Source organism: Luteimonas sp. MC1828 (genome assembly GCF_016461615.1).
GTDB lineage: Bacteria > Pseudomonadota > Gammaproteobacteria > Xanthomonadales > Xanthomonadaceae > Luteimonas.
Window position 1 is genome coordinate 645,536 of sequence record NZ_JAEMNY010000001.1, and the last position, 19,681, is coordinate 665,216.

Consider the following 19,681-nt stretch of genomic DNA (forward strand, 5'->3'; position numbering starts at 1 on the left):
GGGCCGGGCAGGTTGCTCACTGCGCGCCCAGCGGCTGGCCCTGGCTCGGCGTGGCCTCGGGGTTGGACAGCGACCACACATAGGACGCCACCAGCCGCGAGCGGGTTTCGCCCAGCAGTTCGCGATGCGCCGGCATGACGCCGTGGCGGCCCTTGTTGACGGTCTCCATGATCGACTCCACCGAGTTGCCGTACATGGCGTAGCCGTCGGTCAGGTCGGGCGCGCCGAGGTCCTGGTTGCCCTTGCCGTCGATGCCGTGGCATGCGACGCAGACGCCCTCGTACAGGCCCTTGCCCTGTGCGGCGAAGAAGTCGTTCGCCGGGACGTCGCCGGCCAGTGCGCGGACGTAGGTGGCGACGGAGAGCACGGCGTTGTTGCCGCCCATGCCGGTGAGCACCGTGCCCCATTCCGGCATCACGCCCTGGCGGCCGTCGAGGATGGTCTCGAGGATGCGATCTTCCGACGCGCCCCAGTGCCAGATGTCGTCGCTGAGGTTGGGGTAGCCCACCGCACCCTGCGCGGACGAGCCGTGGCAGGTGGCGCAGGTGTTGGCGAAGATCGCCCGTCCCAGTTCGACCGCGCGCGGGTCGCCGGCAAGCTCGGAGATCGCACGGCCGTCGTAGGGCCGGAAGGTTTCAGCCAGCACCGCGTCCTGCGTGGCCTTGTCCGCGTCGTGCTCGATGGCCGAGCTCCAGTTGCCGAAGCCCTTGAAGTTGCCGAAGCCCGGATACCAGAGCAGGTAGGCGATCGCGTACAGGATCGTCAGGTAGAAGCCGATGATCCACCAGCGCGGCAGCGGCTTGTTGTACTCGGTGATGTCGCCGTCCCAGACATGGCCGGTGTCCTCGGGCTTGGGATCGCCCGGGTGGCGGCGGCTCGTCCACCTCAGCAGCGCCCAGCACCCCGCGAGGTTGAGCAACACCAGCGCGATGACGTAAATGCTCCAACCGGTGGTCATTGCCCGGGCTCCTCGGAATCGTCCTCAAGGGGCAGCCTGGCGGCCGCGTCGAACTCGGCCTTGTACGCAGGCCTCCAGATCCAGATCCAGCTGCCGACGAAGAGCAGCAGCAGCGCGAGGCTGATCAACCCGCCGATCATTGCGCCGCTCCCGTGGGTGCGTGCTTGCCCAGCCCCTGCAGGTAGGCCACGACCGCGTCGAGTTCGGTCTTGCCGGCGACCGCGTCGGCCACGCCGGCGAGGTCCTCGTCGCTGTAGGGGTCGCCCAGGCGCCTGAGGCTGCGCATGTTGCGTGCAACCGCCTCGGCGTTGACCTCCGCATCCGCCAGCCACGGGAAGGACGGCATGTTGGACTCGGGCACGACCGCGCGCGGGTCGATCAGGTGGACGCGGTGCCAGTCGTCCGAATAGCGGCCGCCCACGCGCGCCAGGTCCGGCCCGGTGCGCTTGGAGCCCCACTGGAACGGGCGGTCGTAGACCGACTCGCCGGCGAGCGAGTAGTGGCCGTAGCGCTCGGACTCGAAGCGCAGGGTGCGGACCATCTGCGAGTGGCAGTTGTAGCAACCCTCGCGGACGTAGACGTCGCGCCCGGCCAGCTCGAGCGCCGGATAGGGTTCGACGCCAGGCAGCGGCTCGATGGCTTCTGCCTGGTACATCAGCGGCACGATCTCGGCCAGGCCACCGAACGAAACGGCGATCGCGACCAGCCCGATCAGCAGGCCGACGTTCCTCTCGATCTTCGCGTGCGGGTTCGGAGGCGGGGGAATCTTGTTTTCACTCATGTCAGGCAACCTGGCTGGAAGCGCGCGCGTCGGCGGGGTCGGGCGGCATCACCGGCTGCGGGGCCGGGGCCTTCGCCATCTGGAAGGTCTTCCAGGTGTTGACCGCCATCAGCAGCATGCCGGCGAGCACCAGCACGCCGCCGCCGAGGCGAACGAGGTAGTAGGGATAGGTGGCGTTGAGCGACTCGACGAAGCTGTAGGTCAGCGTGCCGTCGGCGTTGGTGGCGCGCCACATCAGGCCCTGCATCACGCCGGCGATCCACATCGCGACGATGTAGAACACCACGCCGACGGTGTGCAGCCAGAAGTGGGTATCGATCCACTTGATCGAGTACATCTCCTTCAGGCCCAGCACGCGCGGCATCAGCGAGTAGATCGAGCCGATGGTGATCATGGCCACCCAGCCCAGGGCGCCGGCGTGCACGTGGCCGATCGTCCAGTCGGTGTAGTGCGACAGCGAGTTGACCGTCTTGATCGACATCATCGGCCCCTCGAACGTGGCGATCATGTAGAACGACAGCGCGACGATCAGGAACTTCAGGATCGGGTCCGTGCGCAGTTTGTACCAGACACCCGACAGGGTCATGATGCCGTTGATCGCGCCGCCCCAGCTGGGCGCCAGCAGCACCAGCGAGAACACCATGCCCACCGACTGCACCCAGTCCGGCAGCGCGGTGTAGTGCAGGTGATGCGGGCCGGCCCACATGTACACCGCGATCAGTGCCCAGAAGTGCACGATCGACAGGCGGTAGGAGTAGACCGGGCGCCCGGCCTGCTTGGGCACGAAGTAATACATCATGCCGAGGAAGCCCGTGGTCAGCAGGAAGCCGACCGCGTTGTGGCCGTACCACCACTGCACCATCGCGTCGACCGCGCCGCTGTACACCGGGTATGACTTGCCCAGGCCCGACGGGATGGCGATGTTGTTGACGATGTGGAGCAGGGCGATGGTGATGATGTACGCGCCGAAGAACCAGTTGGCGACGTAGATGTGCTGCACGCGGCGCTTGACGATGGTGCCGAAGAAAAGCACCGCGTAAGCCACCCAGACCACGGTGAGCAGCCAGTCGATGGGCCACTCGAGCTCGGCGTACTCCTTGCCCTGGGTCATGCCCAGGGGCAGGGTGATGACGGCGAGCACCAGCACCAGCTGCCAGCCCCAGAACACGAACGATGCCAGCTTGTCCGAGATGAGGCGGACGTGGCAGGTGCGCTGCACCACGTGCAGGCTGGTGGCGAACAGGGCGCAGACGCCGAACGCGAAGATCACACCATTGGTGTGCAGCGGGCGCAGGCGGCCGTAGCTCAGCCACGGGATGCCCTCGCCGAGCGTCGGCCAGTACAGCTGCGCGGCGATGAACACGCCCACGGCCATGCCGACGATGCCCCAGAAGACGGTCGCGACCGTGAACTGGCGCACCACCTTGTCGTTGTAATAGCCGGACCTGGCTGCTTCCTGGCCGCTGGCGGGCGTGGCCAGAGCGATGGCGGGGGGCGAGGACATTGTGTGGTGACCTTGGTTGCTTGGTGTGTATTCTCGGCTGCCCGTCGGGGCGCGACATTGATCGCGATCAATGCATGGCCCGCGGAGGCGGCGGCGGAGGCATTGCGCATGCGCCCGCCAGGCGCGAGTCGGCGGCGTTGCACCGCGCATTATAGACGCCCCCCCTCCTGGAGGGGGCCCACCTCCGGCCCGCTACAGGTCAGTCCGTTGCAAGCGCGAGCTTGACCGCCGCCATGAAATCGGCGTCCGGGCGGCTGCCCATCCGCTCCGTGCGGGCGATGATGCGCCCCTCCGCATCCAGCAGTACCAGCGCACTGGTGTGGTTGAACTCACCGTCTTCCAGCAGTCGGTAGCGGATGCCGAGCAGTCCGGCGATGCTGCGCACGTCCTGTGGCCGCGGCCGAGCCAGCGTCCAGCGCGTGGTGTCGAGCTTGCGCTGGGTGGCCACTTTCCTGAGCGCGGCGGGCGTGTCGCGCGCCGGGTCCATGCTGATCAGCAACAGGCCGAGGCGTGCGCGCTCCGCCGCGGACAGCTGGCGCTCGATGGCCTTGCCGCTGTCGACGATCAGCGGGCAGATGTACTGGCACGAGGTGTAGAACATCGACACCAGCTGCACGGTCCCTCGCCGCTCGCGCCAGTCGAAGCTGCGTCCGTCCTGGTCCACCAGCGGCAGCGGGAGGGCGTAGACCGAGTCCTTGGGCGGCTGGGCCGCTGAGACGCTCGCGCAGGCCAGCAGCAGCAACAGGCCGACGATGGCCAGCAACTTGTTCATGGCAGGTCCTTCGCGCAGCGGAAGCCCATGTTGGCAGTGGTATCGCGCGCACCGAGCGAGGACAGCATGGCCACCCGCATCAGCACCGCATAGTTGTCGCGATCGTCCATCGACAGCGCACCGGCGCCGCAGAAGCGCGCATTGTCGGCGTCACCCTGGTTGCGGTTGTCCTCGGCGATCATCAGTGCCGAGGCGTCTTCGGTCCATTCCCAGACCAGGCCGTGGAGTTCCTGTACGCCATAGGCATTCGGCGCCTGCAATCCGACCCGCTGCAGCGGCGCGTTGGACGGGCGCGAGTACCAGGAGAGGATGCGCTCGCGCCAGCGCGGGTCGCGGCGGGCGTCGGTGCGGGTTTCGTCCGCCGCCGCTGCGTACTCCCACTCGTCCCAGGTGGGCAGCCGTGCGCCTTCGGCCTCGCAGTAGGCCTGCGCGGCGAACCAGCTGACCTGCACCACCGGCTGGTCCGGGCGCGCGGTCTCGCCAAGCGACACCGGGCCTGCCCAGTGAGACAGGTAGCGGGGTTCGGCCATCACCGAGGCGACGCGGTCACGCCGCCACTCCGGATGCGTGCGGACAAACGCGAGGAACCGTGCGTTGCTGACCGGAGTGCGCATCATCGCGAAGGGCGCGATGCGCGTGGGCCCGGTCCGGTCTTCGTACTTCAGCGCCGTGCGGAACGCCCCGCCGGGCAGCTTCACGTAGTCCCCGCCGCCGGCGGCGAGGCCGGCGAGGGGGAGCAGGAGCAGCAGCGCGGCGAGGCGGCGCATGGCTCAGTGGCCAGCCGAGGCGTTGGCGGGCTTGGTCTTGCGGATGGTCGCGGCTTCGGCCTTGGTCACGCGGCCACCGGGGTTGCCCCAGGTGTTGAGCACGTAGGTGGAGATGTTGGCGACTTCGTCGTCGGTCAGCTGCGACATCGGCGGCATGATCGAGTTGTAGTCGGTGCCGTTGACGGTCACCTTGCCCTCCAGGCCGTGCAGGATCACCCGCGCCACCGACGTGGGGTCGGCCGCGATGTAGTCCGACTTCGCCAGCGGCGGGAACACGCCCGCCATGCCTTCGCCGTTGGGCATGTGGCAGGTCGAGCAGGTGCCCGAGAACAGCGCCTTGCCGGCCGCGATCTGTTCCTCGACCGTCAGCTCGCCGGTCTTCTGCGCGGCCGCCGCAGTGGAGACGGCGGCGAGGTTGGGCAGCGCGCGGTCACCGATGTACATCTCGTCGACCTCGAGGCCGGAGTAGATCTCCTTGTTCTCCGGACCGTCGGCCTTGAGGATGCCGAGCGCACCCTTGTTGAAGGCGCGGAACAGGCTGTGGTCGACCAGCACGTAGCTGCCCGGCACTTCCATGTGGAACTCCATCATCGCCGCGCCACCCGCCGGGATCAGCGTGGTCTGCACGTTTTCCTGGAAGTGCGTGCCGCCCTCGTACCAGACCTTGTCGAAGATCTCGCCGATCACGTGGAAGCTCGACACCAGGTTGGGGCCGCCGTTGCCGACGTACAGGCGCACCGTTTCGCCCACCTTGGTCGCCAGCGCGTTGTCGCCGGTGATGGCGCCTTCGCTGCCGTTGAACAGCACGTAGGTCGGGTTTTCATCGATCGCCCGCTCCATGTCGAACGGTTGCAGGCCCTTTTCGCGGTACTTTCCGGTCGTGTAGAAGTCGCCCTGCATCACGTAATACTCGCGGTCCACCTTGGCCAGCCCCTCCGGCGGCTCGACCAGGATCAGGCCGTACATGCCGTTGGCGACGTGCATGCCGACCGGTGCGGTGGCGCAGTGGTAGACGTAAAGCCCGGCGTTGAGCGCCTTGAAGGTGAACTGAGTGCGGTGGCCCGGCGCGGTGAAGCTGGAGGCCGCGCCGCCTCCGGGGCCGGTCACGCCGTGGAGGTCGATGTTGTGGGGCATCTTGCTGTCGGGCATGTTGCGCAGGTGGAATTCCACCGTGTCGCCCTGTCGCACGCGGATGAAGCTGCCGGGCACCGTGCCGCCGAAGGTCCAGAAGGTGTAATCGACACCCTCGGAGATCGGCATCACCTTTTCGATGACGTCGAGCTCGACGATGACCTTGGCCGGGTGGCTGCGGCCGGTAGCTGGCGGCACGTGGGGCGGCGAGGTCAGCACGGCCTTGACCGGCTCGCCCTGCGGCGGCCCGAAGTCGCCCTTGCGCGAGCCACCGGTGTCCTTCTTGGCGGTTGTCGCGGCCTGCCCGGACTTGCCGGAAGCGGGAGCGCGCTCGCCGCTGTCGCAGCCGACGAGTAGAAGCGCGGCGAACGCCGCGACGAGAATCGTGGTCTTGCTGGCTGCACCCTTCATGGCTTGATTTCCTGGCGATCGGCTGGCTTGTGGAAACGGGACTGCGCGATACACATCATCCGTGGGCGGGTCGGACGGTCAGGCCGCGAACAGCAGCCAGAAGATGCCCGTCGGATGGTGGGTACGGGCGATCGTATATATGAATGCGAACACGGCCAAGCCCGCCAGGTAGCAGGCCAGGCGCACGCGCGGCGAGTTCCCACGCTTGAGCGCGAATGTGCCAAGCACGATATAGCCCACCAGCAGCACGACCTTGGCCACCAGCCAGCCGTTGGCGAACATCGCGCCGGGCAGGATGGTGAGCAGCATCAGCGCTGCGGTCAGCAGCGTGGTGTCGATGGTGTAGCTCAGGTAACGCACTGGCGCGGCGAGTGCGAGGCGCGGCTGCCCGACCTGCACCAGCAGTCCGCGCGCGGCGAACAGCAGGCCGCTGGCCACCACCGTGGCTACGTGCACCGACTTGATCTGTGGATAGAACTCGATCATGGCTTACCCCGGCTTGCCGTCGGCACGTGGCGACAGGTAGATCCGCCCCAGCCGGAACACCCATGGCGCCAACGCCACGAGCCAGCCGGCCGCGGCCAGTGCCCACCATGCGGCCGCATCATCCACGACGTCGGCCGCGATGCGCGCCACGGTCACCAGTTGGATCCCTGCGAACGCGAACCAGGCCACCCCGGGCATCTCGATCTTCCGTCCCGAATGGCCCTGCGTGACCCGCGTCACCATGGCCACCAGGACGCTTCCGAAGAAACCGACGAACAGCGCATGCGCGGGTGCGCGCCCGAGTATGAAGCCCTCGCCGGCGAAGTAGACCAGGCTTTGCGCCGCGTAAAACGCGAACGTGACCGGCAGCCACGCCAGACCGAGGAACAGCACCGCGAGGATCCCGGGCTTGGGACCGCGCGGCCACCAGCGCCACAGCGCGGTCAATGACAACGCGAGCAGCGGCAGGTCGGCCAGCCATAGCCAGGCGTACGCATGCACCAACTCCAGACCGAGGTGCGCCAGGCAGGCTACCCAGAACGCGGCCAGCAACCAGAGCGGGCGCCAGGCCACGTAGCCCGGCACCACGTTGGCGGCGAAGAACGGGAACATCCGGTGCGCCACCGTCAGATACACCGGCAGCAGCAGCCCGAACGTACCGATCTTGATGCTGGCGAAGATCCACTGCGGCGACGCGCCGAGCAGGGTGGCCGCAAACGCCGCGATGCCGATCCAGCCCAGCACCAGCGCCGCGAAGCATGAGCGCGCGTGCCAGGTCGTGCCGCGTTCGCGCACCACCTGGTCGCCGAGGAAGCACAGGCCTGCAGTCCATCCGGCCAGCGTCATGATGATCCCGACTTCGATGCCCGCCGGAGCGCCCAGCGCCCCGGCCAGAGTGGCGACCTGTCCACCGAACAGGCCGAGGCCCACCGGCACGTAATGCCAGCGGGCCGCATCGGGCAGGGCCATCCAGCGCGGGAACACCGTCAACAGGAAACCGAAGATGAAGCTCGGCAGCATCTGGTACTGCATCACCAGCGCATGCAGCCAGCCCGCGTAGGGCTCGGGCTGGTGCATCTGCAGCAGCTGCGGCCAGCGCGACGACACCAGCCACGCCGTCCACCACGCCATCGCCAGCAGCAGGTTGCCGGTGCCGATGAAGAACAGCAGGCGGTGCGGCGCGACGGCCAGCCTCGCGAGCGGCGCCGTGGCGCCGTCGCGTGCCGTGGTGGGGGCAACGGCCATGCCTCAACCCGCCTCGGTTTCGCTGCCTGGCAGCACAGCCGGATCGCGACGGGGCGCGATCCACAGCCTGAGCACGAACCAGGTGAGGGCGAACGCACCCACGCTGAAGATCGTGTCGCCCGGAACCCGCATCCACACCAGCAGGTCCACGATCGGCTGCTGCATGAACTCCGCGGAACGCGCGTGCGCATAGCCGTGCTCGATCGCCGCCAGCAGCTGCATCGTGCCCAGCGGCAGCAGCGTCAGCAGGGCCATCAGCGCGAGGCCGATGTTGAGGCACCAGAACGAGACCTTCAGCGCCCGCGTATCCCAGACCATCTGCCCGCGCAGGCCGCGCAGGCAGAACAGCACCAGCGCTATACCGAGCATCCCGTACACGCCGAACAGCGCGGTGTGGCCATGCAGCGGCGTGAGGTTCAGGCCCTGCATGTAGTACAGCGACAGCGGCGGGTTGATGAGGAACCCGAACAGCCCCGCGCCCACCAGGTTCCAGAACGACACCGCGATGAAGAACATCACCGGCCAGCGGTAGCGCGCCATCCACGGCGTCGCCTTGCCGTGCTTCCAGGTCTGGTAGGCCTCGAAGCCGATGTAGGCCAGCGGCACGACTTCAAGCGCGCTGAAGCTCGCGCCCAGCGCCACCACCGCGGTCGGCGTGCCGACGAAGTACAGGTGGTGCAGGGTGCCCAGCACGCCACCGGCCATGAAGATGATCGTGGCGAACAGCACCGCCACCGTGGCCGTGGACGTCTTGAGCAGGCCCAGCTTGGTGAAGATCAGCGCCATCACCGCGGTCGCGAACACTTCGAAGAAGCCCTCGACCCACAGGTGCACCAGCCACCAGCGCCAGTATTCGACCTCGGAAATGTGCGTGTGCTCGCCCCACATCAGCGCCGAGGCGAAGAACAGGCCGATCGCCGCGGTGGCCATGAACATCAGGCCGACGATATGCCGCGACTCGTTGTCCCGGTTGCGCAGCACCGGCCACAGGGCACGGCCCACCAGCGCCACCCACAGCAGCAGGCCGATGAACAGGTACCACTGCCAGAAGCGCCCCATGTCGGCGTACTCCCAGCCCTGGTGTCCGAACCAGAAGTTGTGCTCCAGGCCCAGCTTCTGCATCACCGCGAACCACTGGCCGGTGAACGAACCGACCACGATGATGATCAGCGACACGAACAGGAAGTTGACGCCGAACCGCTGGAACTTCGGTTCATGCCCCGACAGCAGTGGCGCGATGTACAAACCGGTGCCCAGCCAGGCCACCGCGATCCAGAGCACGGAGAGCTGCGTGTGCCAGGTGCGGGACAGGGAGTAGGGCAGGATCTCCGAGAGCGCGAAGCCGTAGGCGTCCTGGCCTTCGACCTGGTAATGCGCGGTGATCGCGCCCAGCAGGATCTGCACCAGGAACAGCGCCAGCACCAGCCAGAAATACTTGGCCACCGCCCGCATCGAAGGTGTCAGGCGCAGCGCTGCGAACGGGTCGCTGGCCGGAATGGCGTGACCGCGCTCTTCCTTGTCGTGGCTTACCGCATGCCACCAGCCCAGCAGCGCGATGCCGGCGATCAGGAACAGCACGCTGAAGGCCGACCAGACCCACAGCGGCGCCGCCGGCCGGTTGCCGACCAGCGGCTCGCTCGGCCAGTTGTTCGTGTAGGTGACCTGCTGCGGCACCACGCCGGACTTCTCCGGCACCATGCCGTCGCCGATCTCGCTGGGCCGCTCGGTGGTCGCCGCCCAGGCCGTCCACCAGAAGAACGCCGTCAGCGAACGCCGATGGTCGGCATCCGGAACGGTGTCGTTCTTCATCGCATAGGCTTCGCGGAGTCCGGCGGTGGCCGGATCGTTGCCGAACAGGCTCACGTAGTGCGATGCCACCTCGGTGATCGCCGACACGCGGTCAGCGTCAAGGGTGATCGTGCCGGTGGCCGCATCGTAGGTGTTGCGGCGGATTGATTCCTGCAGTCGCCCCTGCAGGCTGGCGCGCTCGACGGCGGGCAATCCGGCCCAAGTCGTGCCGCCGGCCTCACGTGCCCACAGGTCGAGCACGCCGACCGCCTCGCGGTGCAGCCAGTCCGCGCTCCAGTCCGGCGCGACATAGCCGCCGTGCCCCCAGATCGACCCCAGCTGCATGCCGCCGATCGATTGCCAGACCTGGCGGCCACGTTCGATGTCGGCGCGGGTGTAGACGACCTGGCCGGTCTCCGACACCACCTGTTCGGGCATGGGCGGCGCGGCGCGGAAGATCTCGCCTCCCGCCCACAGCAGCACGGAAAACGACGAGACCAGCAGTATTGCCAGCCCCAGCCAAAGCTTTCGATATATCCCCATGACACCCTCCGTTGCAGTCGGTGGATGATCGGCCCCACGCAGCGGATGCCGCCATGACCCAGGTCAAGCGCCCCGACTTGCATACCGTGGATCCGTCCCGCAACCACCATACCAACCCGCGCGGCGCGCCGTGAGGACTTGGTCTCAGGCCTGCGTCCAGAGCACCGGCGCGGCCAGCGCCTCGATCCGCTTGCGGTCGAGGATTTCCAGCTCTCGGCGGTCAACACCCAGCAGGCCATCGTCCTGCAGGCGCTTGAGTACGCGGCTGACTGTTTCCGGCGCGAGGCGCAGGTAATTGGCGATATCCGTGCGCGCCATGGTCAGTTGGAAGCGGTCGGGCGAGAACCCGCGCGCGGCCAGCCGGCGCGAAATCCCGATGACAAAGGCGGCCATGCGCTCGTCCGCGCTCCAGTCGCCGGAAAGCAGCGCCGCGCGGCCGATGTCGCGGCTGAGCAGCCGGAACAGGTGCTTCTGCAGCCCTGGCAGTCGCGCGGCCAGCACCGAGATCTGCGGAAACGAGAACCGGCACAGCATCACCGTGTCCAGCGCCACCGCGTTGCAGGGGTAGGTGTCGCCGTCGATGCCGTCGAGGCCGATCACCTCGCCGGGCAGGTGGAATCCGAGCACGTGTTCACGGCCGTTGCGGTCGATGACGTAGGTCTTGACCGTGCCGGCGCGCACCGCCGCGATCGCCTCGAACGGGTCGCCGGTGCGGAACAGGTGTTCGCCGGCGTGCAGCGGACCGACATGCTGCACCAGCATGTGCAGGTCACCCAGCGAGGCCTTGTCCATGCCCTCCGCCATGCACGCCTGGGAAAAGGCGCAGGTGGAGCAGAAGTGGTAGTCGTCGCCGTCATCTGCCAGCACGCTGACATCGAGGCGCGGAAACGCGACCTTGCTCACGCGATCGACACCCGCGGCGTCAGATGGCGCGGGAGAAGCGGGGCCGGGTGGAATCGGCCGGCGTGGCGTCTGGAGCGGGCAGGTAGTGGTCGAAGCACATCGCGATATTACGCAACAACAGCCGGCCGCGCGCGGTCACCACGATCCGGCCCGGCTCGAGGCGCACAAGGCCGTCCTCCTGGAGCGGGCGCAGGCGTTCGATTTCCGCCGCAAAGTACTCGGCGAACACGATGTCGTGGCGGCGCTCCAGCGCATCCACCGGCACCTCGGCCTGGCACATCAGTCGCTGGATGAGATCCGCACGCAGGATGTCGTCAGCACTTAGGCGCATGCCGCGGAACACCGGCAGCCGACCTTCGTCGATGGCGATCTGCCAACCCGGCAGGTCGCGCGGGTTCTGGCTGAAGGTGTCGCCGACGTGGCTGATCGCGCTGACGCCGAGGCCGATCAGGTCGCTGTCGGCGTGGGTGGTGTAGCCCATGAAGTTGCGGTGCAGGCTGCCGCGCGCCTGCGCCATGGCGAGGTCGTCGTCGGGCAGGGCGAAGTGGTCCATGCCGATGTATTCGTAGCCGGCGGCGGACAGGCGCGTGATTGCCAGCTCGAGCAGGCCCAGTTTTTCCTCCGCGCCGGGCAGGTCCGCGGCATCGATCTGGTTCTGCGCGCGGAACAGCTCGGGCATGTGCGCGTAGCCATACACCGCCAGCCGGTCCGGCCGCATTTCCAGCACCGTCTCGATCGTGCGCGCGAAGCCAGCCGGGTTCTGCTTCGGCAGCCCGTAGATCAGGTCCACGTTGACCGAGCGGAAGCCGCTCGCACGGCAGGCTTCGACCACGGCCCGGGTTTCCTCCACCGACTGGATGCGGTTGACGGCTTCCTGCACCAGCGGATCGAAATCCTGCACGCCGAAGCTCGCCCGGTTGAACCCGATGCGGCCGAGCTCGGCGATATCGGCTGGCGACACGAAGCGCGGATCGAGCTCGATCGAGATGTCGCTTTCCTCGGGCCGCGCGAAATGGAACTGGCGGCGCAGCGTGTCGACCAGCTCACCCAGCTGGCCGGGTGCCATGAAGTTCGGCGTGCCGCCACCGAGGTGCAGCTGCACGACTTCGCGGTCGCGGTCGAACATCGACGCAACGAGGTCGATCTCGCGGTACAGGCGCGCCAGGTAGCTCTCGGCGCGCGACTTGTCGCGGGTGATGATGCGGTTGCAGCCGCAGTAGAAGCACGGGCTGACGCAGAACGGGACGTGGACATACAACGACAGCCGGCGCGGGATCGGGTCCCCGTTGCTGGCATCCACCGCTTCGCGCAGCTGGTCTTCCCCGAATGCGGCGCTGAACTGCGGCGCGGTCGGATAGGAGGTGTAGCGCGGGCCCGGGCGATCGTAGCGTCGCAGGAGCTCGGCGTTGAAAGGGAGGGAGGCGTCCATGGCGGATATCTTGTCCGCCAGCGGGGCAGGGCACCTTGATCGTGGTCAAGGCATGCACACACCGTCTTCGACGTACGGAAACATGGGAATCGCGAACGGCTGCACAGGGCCGGGATCGGTGACATGCTGCGCGGGCGACTCCGCGACGCGGTCGCGGTTTCGGTCACGCACCCCGGGACTGACTCAAGGACGAACACCATGGCAACGGAAAGGATTCCGCCGCAGAACCGTTTCACAGCGCCGGCGCTGGCCGGACTCCTGCTGCTGATGTGGGCGGCCTGGGCAATGCCTGCATGGGCGCAGACCGTGCAGAAATGCACCGGGCGCGACGGCCACGTCACCTTCACCAGCGGCGCCTGTCCCGACGGGCAGCGCCAGGCCGCGTCGTATGACGCGACGCCCGAGGTCATGACCGCAGAGCGCGCCGCCGAGCTGGAGCGTCGGCGCCGCCAGGACGACGCCAATTCCCGATATCTGGAATCGCTGACGCCACGCGGCGGGAGGTCGACGTCCGGATACTGGCCTTCCCGGAGCGACGGCCGTCGCAGCGGATGCGATGCCGCGAAGGCACGTCGCGAAGACACGCTGCGCCGTGTGGGCCTCAAGCGCACGCACGATCTGCTGCGCAAGCTCGACGACCAGGTTTACGAGGCGTGCAAGTAACGGAGCCGGCTAGAGGCATGACGGCCGGGAACGATCAAGCCCGGTGAGGGCGATGCGGGCACGCAACCTAGTTGCTTGGCCCTCCCATATTTACATAATGTGCATTATGCGAAGTTCTAGACATCCCTTGAACGTCGTCAAATCCCCACGGTCCCGAACAACTTCCCGATCCCTGCGGTCATCGCCATTGCCAGTGCGCCCCAGGCCAGGACGCGCAACGCGCCACGCGCGATTGCAGCCCCACCCAGGCGCGCCGAGATGCCCCCGAGTACCGCGAGCAGGACCAGTGAGGTTGCCGCGATCACCAGCGGCAAGTTGCCCGCGGCCCAGAATGCCGCCACTGCCATGGGAGCTGCCGCGCCGACGCAGAACGAGCCCGCCGATGCCAAGGCAGCCAACAGCGGTCGGGCCCGCGTTGATTCGAAGATGCCGAGCTCATCGCGCAGGTGCGCCGACAGAGGGTCCAGCGCGGTCAGTTCCCTGGCCACTTCGAGTGCCAATGAGGGACTCAGGCCCCGTTGCTCGTAGATGCCAGCCAACTCCTGCAACTCCGCCGCAGGCTGGGATTTCAGCTCGTTGCGCTCCTTCTCCGTATCGGCCCGCTCGGTATCCGATTGGGAGCTGACAGAAACATACTCTCCGGCAGCCATCGACAGCGCACCGGCAACAAGGCCCGCCAAGCCGGCGAGCAGGACACTCCTGATCGGGGCATCCGCGGCTGCGACGCCGACAATCAGGCTGCTCGTGGAGATCAGGCCATCGTTGGCGCCGAGGACCGCGGCTCGAAGCCATCCGATCCTGTGACTACGATGTCGCTCCGCATGGCGCATGACGTTCCGCCGGATTGTTGATGGAGACCACGCCGATACCGGGTGTGCGCACGCACTGTACGCCGCATGGCCGAAGCCGGCACCTTCGATCGTTCTGCCAACGTAACCTCCCGCTTCGCGGGCCGGCTTTGCCGCTGCTTATTCCACTCTGCGTTGGGCCGGGATTTGCCACCTCCACCAGCAAAGCCATGACAGCGACGCCAGCGACCCCTGCCTCCGCCTTCCGCGTCACGTTCCTCGGCGCGGCCGGGACTGTCACGGGGTCCCGCTACCTGGTCGAGGCTGGCAGTTCACGGATCCTGGTCGATTGCGGCCTGTTCCAAGGCTACAAAGTGTTGCGGCTGAGGAACTGGGCACCCTTCCCTGTCGAGCCTGCGTCGATCGACGCGTTGATCCTCAGCCATGCGCATCTCGACCACAGCGGCTACGTGCCCCGACTGGTGCGTTCGGGATTCCGGGGGCGCGTGTGGTGCACGCAGGCGACCAGGAGCCTGTGCAATATCCTGCTGCCGGACTCTGGACACCTGCTGGAGGAAGAGGCGTCGTACGCCAACAAGAAGGGCAGCTCCAGGCATCATCCGGCAGAACCCCTCTACAGCGAGCAGGATGCCATCCTGAGCTTGCGGCGGCTGCAGGGCGTCGCGTTCGACGAACAGTTCGAGCCGGTACCCGGCGTGCACGCGAGCCTGAGATACCAGGGCCATATCCTCGGCGCGGCAGCGGTGACACTTCAATATCAAGGTACGCGCATCACCTTCAGCGGCGACATCGGGCGACCCGACGATCCGGTGATGCGTGCGCCTGCACCTCCAGCGGATTCGGACTGGATCGTCACCGAATCCACCTATGGCGACCGGGCGCATCCGCCCGGCTCGCTCAGGGAGGAGTTGGGTGACGTCCTGCGGCGCGTCGCCGCGCGCGGCGGCGTGGTGGTGATACCCGCATTCGCCGTGGGCCGCGCCCAGCTGCTGTTGCATCTCATTGCCCAGCTGCAGGGTGCCGGGGAGGTCCCGCCGATGCCCGCATATCTCAACAGTCCCATGGCCCGTGGCGTGACAGATCTGTACCGCGACTATCCAGAGCTCCATCGCATCGATGGAGTTGCGTTGGATGCGCTCCACCGGAATACCCGGGTCGTCACCGATGTCGAGGAATCCAAGGCGCTCAACCGCCGCCACGGGCCGATGGTGATCGTTTCAGCAAGTGGCATGGCCACCGGCGGGCGCGTGCTCCACCATCTCGCTGCGTTCGCGCCGGATCCGCGGAACGCCATCGTCCTGTGCGGGTTCCAGGCCGGTGGCACGCGTGGCGCGTCCATCGCGGCCGGCGCGACTACGGTGCGGATCTTTGGGCAGGACGTCCCGATCCGCGCCGAGGTCGTCCAGCTCTCCGCCGCGTCCGCACACGCGGACGCGGGCGAAATCCTCGACTGGCTGCGCTCTGCACCCCGTGAACCCAGGGGCGTGTTCATCACCCATGGCGAGCCCGGCGCCGCCGATGCACTGCGCGTCCGCATACAGCGCGAACTGGGTTGGCAGGCACATGTACCCGACTTCATGGAATCCGCAGGTTTGAATTGAAACGACGCGCCCTACCCCACAACGCATCCGCATCGGATTCGCAGGCATCGAAGGAACAGGCATGAACCGCACCCTTGGCAAGACCTGTGTCGTCACCGGGGCCGCCCTCGGCATCGGTCGCGCGTGCGCGTTGCGACTGGCGGATGAGGGAGCAAGTCTTGCGCTGTTCGACGTCCTCGATAGCGACGGCATCGCACTGCAGGACGAGATGCGCGCGAACGGGCACGAAGCGCGGTACTGGCACGTCGACGTCAGCAGCGAGGTATCCGTGCGCGCAGCCGTGGACGAGGTCGTCGCGCACTTCGGCGGCGTCGATGTGCTGGTGAACAACGCTGGCATATCCGGCATCAACAAGCCCACTCACGAGATAAGCGAGGCGGAGTGGGACCGGGTACAGGGCGTCAACGTCAAGGGCGTGTTCTTCTGCACCAAGCACGTGCTTCCGTGCATGCGGCGTGCCGGCAAGGGCAGCATCATCAACCTGTCGTCGATCTACGGACTGGTCGGCGCACCCGACGTGCCGCCGTACCACGCCTCCAAGGGCGCGGTCACCCTGATGTCCAAGACCGATGCCCTGCTCTATGCCGCGGACGGCATCCGCGTCAATTCGGTGCACCCGGGCTTCATCTGGACCCCGATGGTGGCCCATCACCTCACCGCCAGCGGCGCAACCGACCTGGACATAGCGCGTGCGGAGCTCGGCAAGCTGCATGCACTCGGGCATATCGGCGAACCGGATGACATCGCCTGGGGCGTGGTCTACCTCGCGTCGGACGAATCAAAGTTCGTGACGGGCGCGGAACTCGTCATCGATGGCGGTTACACGGCGCGTTGACCGCGTCCTGTCTGGAAATGGGTGTGCCGTCAGGGGGCCGCTGCCCCTGCCCTGGCAACCGCAGCACCACCCGGGCACCACCCGCAGCGGAGCGCCCGGCGACAAGTGAGCCGCCGTGCAAGGTGGCGATCGCGTGCACGATCGACAGACCCAGGCCACTGCCGCTGCCGCCACTGCGGAGGAACCGGTCGCCCAGCCGCGAGACGTGTTCGTCGCGGATGCCGGCGCCGTCGTCCTCGACGCTCAGTTCGACCCAGTCGCCCGAGCCCTGCACGGCGACCTGCACTTGACCGCTCCTGCGCCCGTGGATGATCGCGTTGTCCACCAGGTTGTGCACGGCGATCTCCAGCAGGCCGGGGCTGCCATGCACCATGGGCTCGCCTGGCGCCGAAAGCGACAGCGCGATGCCACGGGGAAGCGCGCGCTCGCCGGCCTCGGCCATCACCCTGCGAACCAGCGTCGCCAACGACAGCGGAGCGGCGTCCGGCAAGGCGTCCAGCGAGTCCACGCGGGCCAACGTCAGCAGTTGCGCCACCAACCGCTCCATGCGCTGCAGGCTTTCACGGGCGCGCTGCAGGTGCTGCCGGCTGACTGCGGCGTCGCCGGCACTTGCGGCGAGGTCCAGCTCCATCTGAAGGACTGACAGCGGGTGTCGCAGTTCGTGCGCGGCGTCAGCGGTGAAGCGGCGCTCGCGCTCCAGGGCGGCGTTCAACGTGCCCACGAGCGCATCGACCCCTCGGGTCAGCTGCAGGAGCTCGCCCGGCACGTCATCGCGAGTCAGCACCGGCGTGAGCGCTGGCCGGGCGTCGATCGCGCGCGAGACCGCGTGCAACGGCGCCAGGCCCGCGCGGAGCCCAAGCCAGGTCGCAAGCGGCAGCAGCAACAGCAGCACGGGCAACGGCACCAGCATTGCCTGGACCAGTCCCCACAACAATTCGTCGCGATCGTGCAACGGTGCGGCGACCTGGATCCAATGCCGGCCTGCCGCGTCCCAGCGCTGGTACACGCGCCAGGCTTCGCCGGTGTGGCGCAGCGTGTGGAAGTGGGCGTCGCCCTCGTCGACATCGAGCGGCGGCAAGCTCGAAGCATCGAGCAGCACGTGGCCGTTGCGGTCGCGCACCACGATCTCGGGGCGTGGGCCCTCGTTGTCATGGTCGACGTCTTGCAGCCCGTCGCGCCGGATCAGTGCATCACCGGGCATCGCGGCGATCACCGCGAATACGCTGGCGGCAGTGCGTTGCAGCTCGCGGTCGAACATCTCGTCTGTCTCGTGCCGCGCACCCTGGGCCAGCCACAGCCCTGCACCCAGCCACAGGACCACCACCGGCACGCCCACCCACCACAGCAACCGGCGCTGCAGGGAGGGCCGCTTCACGGCGGCGTTCCGGCGGCATCCACCGCGGCATCCGGCGGATACAGCGCGTAGCCCACGCCGCGCAGCGTGCGCACCCAGCCAGGACCGAGCTTGCGGCGCAGGTGGTGGACATGGACCTCGATCGCGTTGCTGGCGACCTCCTCACCCCAGCCGTAGACCGCTTCCTCCAGTTGCGGGCGCGACAACGCCCGGCCGGGATGCGCCGCCAGCGACTCCAGCAGGGCGTATTCGCGCGGGGACAGTTCGAGCGGGGCACCCAGCAACTGCGCGCTGCGCGTGGACGGGTCGAGTTCCAGGGCGCCGAGCCGCTGCCGCGGCACGGGATCGCCGCTCCCGCGGCGCAGCAATGCGCGCATGCGCGCGGCCAGTTCCTCGAGGTGCACGGGCTTGACCACATAGTCGTCGGCTCCGCAGTCCAGTCCGGCAATGCGATCGTCGACGGCATCACGCGCGGTCAGCAGCAACACAGGTGTTCGGTCGCCCCGGTGCCGCAGCGTGGCGATCAGCTCGACGCCGCTCATCCGCGGCAGGTTCCAGTCCAGGACCGCGGCCGCGTAGGGCGTCGTGTCGAATGCGTGCAATGCGTGCCTGCCGTCCTCGACCCAGTCGACCGCGTGGCCGAGGTGGCGAAGCCCGTCCGCCAGCGCGCGGCCCAGGGCACGGTCATCTTCAGCGAGGAGGATGCGCATGGCCCCACGCTAAGCCAGCGCTCCAGACACCGCCTTGATCCTGGGCAAGGGCCTGGCCCGCCCCCGCCCGGACCGACCGACGGGCGGAGGCACCCTGCGGCCCGACATCAGCGGGCGTCATCATCCAGCGCCCGCTTGCGGCCGTGCAGCATCGCGGCAATCAGGTTCTCGCGGTAATGCAGGCTCTCGGTGATCGCCGCCAACACGTGGAAGCCGATCAGGCAGAGCAGGCCCCAGGCCAGCGCCTCGTGCGTCTCCTCGAGCCACTCGGCGCCGCGGAACGCATCCCAGGTCTGCATCCAACCTGTCATGCCCACCGCGGCGACGCCTGCCATCAGCAGCAGGATCATCACCGCGGCCGCCGGGTTGTGGCCGAGTCGGCGGCGCGAGCGGCCGGCCAGCCGCTCGCGTACATAGCCCGCGACTGCGCGCGGCCCGCGCACCCAGTCACGGAAGCGCGCATGCCTGGGCCCGACCAGCCCCCACAGCACACGGAACGCGATCAAGCCCAGGGCGGTATAGCCCAGCAGCCGATGGGCGGTGTCACCCTCCTCCACCAGGAACGCAGCAAGGATGCAGGCCGCCAACGACCAGTGGACCAGCCGCAGCAGCGGATCCCAGACCTTGACCATCGGTTGGCCGGTGCCCTGACGGTGCCCGGCCGCGGAATGCAGGATCGTGCCCATCGCCGGCCTCCTCACTCATCGCCGCGTTGTTTGACGACGCGGCCATCGGTCGGGTCGTAGTAGATCTCCACTCGGCGGCGGTCCTTGTCCCTGCCGTAGATTTCGTAGCACGAGCCGGACACCTTGAACTTGTCGATGGTGTAGCCGGCCGCGGTGATGCGTTCTTGCATGGCATGTTCGGGCAGCCATTGGCTGCGCGGCGCATCGGTGCACTTCGGGCCGGCAAAGGCGGCTGGAGCCAGCAGCACGGCGGCAACGGCGACGGCGGGACGCAGGGCTTTCATGAAGGTTCTCCGTAAGCGGGC

General features: G+C 67.8%; 20 protein-coding genes. 3 read left to right on the top strand and 17 right to left on the bottom strand.

The genetic code is table 11. The features are described from left to right. Nucleotides 1-16: 16 nt before the first annotated feature. The 12 genes from ccoP to hemN all read right to left on the bottom strand — a co-directional run bounded on the left by ccoP (nt 17) and on the right by hemN (nt 12,718). Complete coding sequence (gene ccoP / locus JHB91_RS03060; protein ID WP_199372645.1) at nt 17-958, bottom strand: cytochrome-c oxidase, cbb3-type subunit III; 942 nt, start codon at nt 956-958, stop codon at nt 17-19. Further along, nucleotides 955-1,098 (bottom strand): cbb3-type cytochrome c oxidase subunit 3, encoded by a 144-nt coding sequence (locus JHB91_RS03065; RefSeq protein WP_199372644.1) that lies wholly within the window; start codon nt 1,096-1,098, stop codon nt 955-957. The genes ccoP and JHB91_RS03065 overlap by 4 nt, the downstream gene beginning before the upstream one ends. Continuing rightward, nucleotides 1,095-1,739, bottom strand: a complete 645-nt coding sequence (gene ccoO / locus JHB91_RS03070) for a cytochrome-c oxidase, cbb3-type subunit II (RefSeq protein ID WP_199471391.1) — start codon at nt 1,737-1,739, stop codon at nt 1,095-1,097. The genes JHB91_RS03065 and ccoO overlap by 4 nt, the downstream gene beginning before the upstream one ends. Before the next feature lies 1 nt (nt 1,740). Next, entirely contained in the window at nt 1,741-3,243 is a 1,503-nt protein-coding gene (ccoN, locus tag JHB91_RS03075; protein WP_199372642.1) for a cytochrome-c oxidase, cbb3-type subunit I, read from the bottom strand. A 199-nt stretch (nt 3,244-3,442) separates the two neighbouring features. Then, nucleotides 3,443-4,015: an SCO family protein gene (locus JHB91_RS03080; RefSeq protein WP_199471392.1), complete on the bottom strand. Its 573-nt coding sequence runs from the start codon at nt 4,013-4,015 to the stop codon at nt 3,443-3,445. After that, nucleotides 4,012-4,782: a formylglycine-generating enzyme family protein gene (locus tag JHB91_RS03085; protein WP_199372640.1), complete on the bottom strand. Its 771-nt coding sequence runs from the start codon at nt 4,780-4,782 to the stop codon at nt 4,012-4,014. Before JHB91_RS03085 ends, JHB91_RS03080 begins: the two co-directional genes overlap by 4 nt. 3 nt (nt 4,783-4,785) lie before the next feature. After that, the gene (gene nirK, locus JHB91_RS03090) at nt 4,786-6,324 is read right to left on the bottom strand and encodes a copper-containing nitrite reductase (protein WP_199372639.1); all 1,539 of its coding nucleotides are present in this window, start codon (nt 6,322-6,324) and stop codon (nt 4,786-4,788) included. A gap of 78 nt (nt 6,325-6,402) precedes the next feature. Continuing rightward, on the bottom strand, nt 6,403-6,810 hold the full coding sequence (locus tag JHB91_RS03095) for a SirB2 family protein (protein WP_199372638.1): 408 nt from the start codon (nt 6,808-6,810) through the stop codon (nt 6,403-6,405). A 3-nt stretch (nt 6,811-6,813) separates the two neighbouring features. Next, nucleotides 6,814-8,055, bottom strand: coding sequence for an NnrS family protein (locus tag JHB91_RS03100; RefSeq protein WP_199372637.1), 1,242 nt, complete (start codon nt 8,053-8,055; stop codon nt 6,814-6,816). A 3-nt stretch (nt 8,056-8,058) separates the two neighbouring features. Beyond that, nucleotides 8,059-10,386, bottom strand: coding sequence for a nitric-oxide reductase large subunit (locus tag JHB91_RS03105; RefSeq protein WP_199471393.1), 2,328 nt, complete (start codon nt 10,384-10,386; stop codon nt 8,059-8,061). Between the two features lie 144 nt (nt 10,387-10,530). Further along, the gene (locus JHB91_RS03110) at nt 10,531-11,289 is read right to left on the bottom strand and encodes a cyclic nucleotide-binding domain-containing protein (RefSeq protein WP_343225046.1); all 759 of its coding nucleotides are present in this window, start codon (nt 11,287-11,289) and stop codon (nt 10,531-10,533) included. 19 nt (nt 11,290-11,308) lie between these two features. Further along, a complete protein-coding gene (hemN, locus tag JHB91_RS03115; protein WP_199471394.1) occupies nt 11,309-12,718 on the bottom strand; it encodes an oxygen-independent coproporphyrinogen III oxidase in 1,410 nt (469 codons plus the stop codon). Between the two features lie 123 nt (nt 12,719-12,841). On the opposite strand from hemN, the gene JHB91_RS03120 reads away from it, so the two are divergent. Then, nucleotides 12,842-13,381 (top strand): hypothetical protein, encoded by a 540-nt coding sequence (locus tag JHB91_RS03120; protein WP_199471395.1) that lies wholly within the window; start codon nt 12,842-12,844, stop codon nt 13,379-13,381. Between the two features lie 137 nt (nt 13,382-13,518). Here JHB91_RS03120 and JHB91_RS03125 read toward each other — a convergent pair whose 3' ends face one another. Continuing rightward, complete coding sequence (locus JHB91_RS03125; RefSeq protein WP_199471396.1) at nt 13,519-14,211, bottom strand: VIT family protein; 693 nt, start codon at nt 14,209-14,211, stop codon at nt 13,519-13,521. Between the two features lie 188 nt (nt 14,212-14,399). Between JHB91_RS03125 and JHB91_RS03130 the strand changes: the two genes are divergently transcribed. Next, entirely contained in the window at nt 14,400-15,791 is a 1,392-nt protein-coding gene (locus JHB91_RS03130; protein ID WP_199472634.1) for an MBL fold metallo-hydrolase, read from the top strand. A 61-nt stretch (nt 15,792-15,852) separates the two neighbouring features. Continuing rightward, nucleotides 15,853-16,626, top strand: coding sequence for a glucose 1-dehydrogenase (locus JHB91_RS03135; RefSeq protein WP_199471397.1), 774 nt, complete (start codon nt 15,853-15,855; stop codon nt 16,624-16,626). On the opposite strand, the gene JHB91_RS03140 is transcribed toward JHB91_RS03135, so the two are convergent. The 4 genes from JHB91_RS03140 to JHB91_RS03155 all read right to left on the bottom strand — a co-directional run bounded on the left by JHB91_RS03140 (nt 16,598) and on the right by JHB91_RS03155 (nt 19,660). After that, on the bottom strand, nt 16,598-18,001 hold the full coding sequence (locus JHB91_RS03140) for an ATP-binding protein (RefSeq protein ID WP_199471399.1): 1,404 nt from the start codon (nt 17,999-18,001) through the stop codon (nt 16,598-16,600). The genes JHB91_RS03135 and JHB91_RS03140 overlap by 29 nt on opposite strands. Then, nucleotides 17,998-18,690 (bottom strand): response regulator transcription factor, encoded by a 693-nt coding sequence (locus tag JHB91_RS03145; protein ID WP_199471401.1) that lies wholly within the window; start codon nt 18,688-18,690, stop codon nt 17,998-18,000. The genes JHB91_RS03140 and JHB91_RS03145 overlap by 4 nt, the downstream gene beginning before the upstream one ends. Nucleotides 18,691-18,797: 107 nt before the next feature. Continuing rightward, complete coding sequence (locus JHB91_RS03150) at nt 18,798-19,376, bottom strand: cytochrome b/b6 domain-containing protein (protein WP_233398503.1); 579 nt, start codon at nt 19,374-19,376, stop codon at nt 18,798-18,800. A gap of 11 nt (nt 19,377-19,387) precedes the next feature. Then, entirely contained in the window at nt 19,388-19,660 is a 273-nt protein-coding gene (locus JHB91_RS03155) for a PepSY domain-containing protein (protein ID WP_199372628.1), read from the bottom strand. Between the last annotated feature and the right edge of the window lie 21 nt (nt 19,661-19,681).